The organism is Rhodococcus sp. (in: high G+C Gram-positive bacteria) (assembly GCF_049299235.1).
Taxonomy (GTDB): domain Bacteria; phylum Actinomycetota; class Actinomycetes; order Mycobacteriales; family Mycobacteriaceae; genus Rhodococcus.
This window is the reverse complement of the sequence record NZ_JBAQXC010000189.1, coordinates 1-3052: the sequence shown is the minus strand read 5'-3', so window position 1 is coordinate 3052 and position 3052 is coordinate 1. Positions and strand designations below refer to the sequence as shown.

4 protein-coding genes are annotated in these 3052 nt (G+C 62.8%); 2 read left to right on the top strand and 2 right to left on the bottom strand.

The window, feature by feature from the left end:
* Positions 1 to 94: 94 nt before the first annotated feature.
* Entirely contained in the window at positions 95 to 340 is a 246-nt protein-coding gene (locus WAX14_RS11460) for a hypothetical protein (protein ID WP_422628184.1), read from the top strand.
* Between the two features lie 33 nt (positions 341 to 373).
* Positions 374 to 673, top strand: coding sequence for a hypothetical protein (locus tag WAX14_RS11455; RefSeq protein ID WP_422628183.1), 300 nt, complete (start codon positions 374 to 376; stop codon positions 671 to 673).
* A 253-nt stretch (positions 674 to 926) separates the two neighbouring features.
* On the opposite strand, the gene WAX14_RS11450 is transcribed toward WAX14_RS11455, so the two are convergent.
* Positions 927 to 1448: a DUF6036 family nucleotidyltransferase gene (locus WAX14_RS11450; RefSeq protein WP_422628182.1), complete on the bottom strand. Its 522-nt coding sequence runs from the start codon at positions 1446 to 1448 to the stop codon at positions 927 to 929.
* A 13-nt stretch (positions 1449 to 1461) separates the two neighbouring features.
* Positions 1462 to 1950, bottom strand: a complete 489-nt coding sequence (locus tag WAX14_RS11445; RefSeq protein WP_422628181.1) for a hypothetical protein — start codon at positions 1948 to 1950, stop codon at positions 1462 to 1464.
* Positions 1951 to 3052: the final 1102 nt, after the last annotated feature.

Genomic DNA, 3052 nt, shown 5'->3' with positions numbered 1-3052 from the left:
ATGCGGTACCGATCACGCAGAAGTCACCAAACATTCAAGCGCTCGGACAGCGTACGATACGTACTTACGTGAGATGAGAAGGGAAACTCCGGACATGGCAGTGGAACGCAAAAATGTGACCATTCGTGAAGTCGAGTACATGTCGTCGAACAAGGACGGTAACCCGCGGTTCCGTGTACACACCGACGAGGGGACGTGGCTGACAACTCCGGGCGGGGCGGTCGCCTCGGGTATCGAAAACTCGGAGTATCGAGGCGAGGCCGTACTCGTTCTCGACAACGGAGAGATCGTCGGAGTCGCGACCGTCGACGGAAAGTATCTCAGCGGTCGGCAAGACTAGTCGCAGATCAATTCGACACAAGAAAAGGAAGGCTTGGCAGTGAAATCCGGATACGCCACCATCGCCGAAATTCAGAAGGCAAACGAATTACTCGGATACGACTGGTTCAGTGATGCTGCAGTAAAACGCGCCGGAAAGAAAGTTGAATCCGACGTAATCAGCGGCTTCTACTTCATCGAATCCAACGACCGAGCGACCGGCGACCCGGGCCGCGGCCGCATCTTCCGTGCGGTCCAGGCCAGCCCCGAAGGCGAAGTCTTCCACCACTCCACCGAATTCGGCACAGCCGACGAGGCCCGTGACTACATCAACGGGGTCCTCGCCGGCCGATAGTGCAACACCAGGTGCCACGAGGGCCCGTACGTCGTCGACGAATCGACATTGCCGACCTGCAGTGAGCGGTGACCGTGCTGATGTCCACCGGCGCAGTCACCACATACCCACGGACAACCCAGCGCCCGCGACGACTGCGCCGCATCCCAAGACGGGGTGCGGCGCAGTCTCATGCAGTGAGACAGACTGCGGTCTGCGGGCCCTGCCCCGTGGCGGCGCGCACCATCTTCCCCCGCGGGGGCAGCGCCCAAGATCAGTCGAACATCGCCTGAACCGCGAACTGACTTTTCGGACCCAGCACCTTCGCCGCCATCGCCCCGTACTCCTGTTCCGCAATCGCAAGTACCTGATCTGCGGTGGTCAGATCCAACGATGCTGCCAGCGCACGGATATCGTCCTCATCGCGATCCACTCGGGCAGCGGCCACCTTCATCGCCAGCATTTGCCGCGTCGAGGCAATCGACACCGTCAGGCTGCTGGTCTCGAGGACCTGCACAACATCCGGCGAGTCCGGCCAGTTCGGGTGGAGGTACCCCTTGACTGCGTCGTTGAGCCACCCGTCGTCGAGGCCGTGTCGCGCACCCACCCTGGCAGCCGCAGCCCGAACATCTGCCGCGGGAACAAAAGCCGCGTCGACATCGTCGGTAGTGCGGTCACGGGTGTTGGCCAGAGCCATCGCAGCACCGCCCACGACGAACAGGTGAGCGTTGATCCCCTGCGCGGCGAGCTCATCCGCCAACTCACCCAACAAAGCTCGAATCTGTTCCACGTTCACGCGATACTTCTCCTTACAGTGATTCCAGTGATCCGGGGTCGACGAACACTCTCTTGTACTTCAACTCCGCTGGCGTATTGGCCAGCAGATACCCGACAGTCTTCGGGTTTTCCCTGTAGAACCAGGAGGTGTCCAGGATGAGACGCTCATCCTGGTTCAAATGCCGATAGCTGCTCTCGGGCAGTCCAGCCAGCCGCGCTTCACGCGCGAGCACTCCAGCGAGGAACGCATCCCACTTGCGTTCGAGCTCGCCCCTCCTGGGCTCGATCCGCATCGCATCGTCGAGAAACGCCCGCTGCTCCTGTCCGTCCAGACGCCGGAACACGGTGATCACTTGGCAGACACATCGGAACGCGAACGCGGGATCTCGGTGCGCCTCAAGGCGGATCGTTTCCTGGGCAATCCGCGCGCTGCTCAAGGCGAGCATGTCCACGCACCTCCACTCGCGTCGTTGTGCCGCGCGGGCGATCCTGGTGGCGCCCACTCGCAGGCTGCCCGTCACGCTCCGTAGCCTACCGGCTTCACGCCGCTCCCTTCCGGGCGATATCCGACGAGGATCGATGTCCGACATGTTGATCGAGTTCGCCGGAACGGGGCTGCCGCACTCGTCACCGAACGCCGTGACAGCTTGCTTCGCAGTGCAGTCCGGGTCGATGTCTCGACACGGCACTCACGGTCCGGCGCAGACGATGCCGGGAGACGTGCGTGGTCCGCTATCACCGGGGGTCGCGGGCGATGCAATGAATGCGTAGCGGTGTCCAGGGCGGCGACGAGGCTGCGGAGCGGCCGTCGCGACAGGGGTGCATGCACGGACGTGCAGTTCGGTTCGTCGGACGCCCCGATGATCCCGGCCGGTCGCATCACCACGGGCAGATCTTCTGCTCGGCGCTCGGACCGGTGGCGCCAGACTCCCGGATCGGGAATGGGCCCCTCGACACGGGACGCCGACTTCTGCGCAGAGCGGGGAGCTGAGGATCACCGCTCGTTTCCGGCCGAACTGGTCGATACCGTCTGCGTCGTCACGTCCGGACGCAACCTGGGCCGAGCAGGTCGCCGGACGGGCGCAGCTGCCGGACCGGACACTCACGGGCCGGCCTATGTCCGACTTCACGCTGCACACCGTCGCGTATGCGTGCCTCCCCGATCGGAGGGCGTTCGCATGGTGAGATATGGGGTGCCGAAGTGGCACGAAACAACAGGAGGTGCGGCGGTGACCAAGTAATCCACACCGAAAAGCCCAGCAACTGAACAGCGCAGTGATATCACCCAAAAAAGCTAAACCCCCAGGCGGGGGTGGGTTTCGACAGAATATCCACGGAAGGATTTACGAGATCCTTCCCCGCTGAGGGAGATCGTCTGCCAGGACGATCGCACTCTGGGTGAGTTTCCGAAGTTGACGCTTCCGAGACTCGATTACTGCTTCCCCGAAGGGACTTACCTTGCCAGGTACGTCTCAGGGTAGCGCACACCCTGAAACATGCTCAACCGTTGCGACATCCACGACCTTCGGCGTGTCGCCCGAAGTCGGTGACGGTGACCCCGCTGCTCCACCGCCGTTCGCGGCCGACGAGTGGGAGGCGATCGTTGCTGCCGCTGTGGCACAC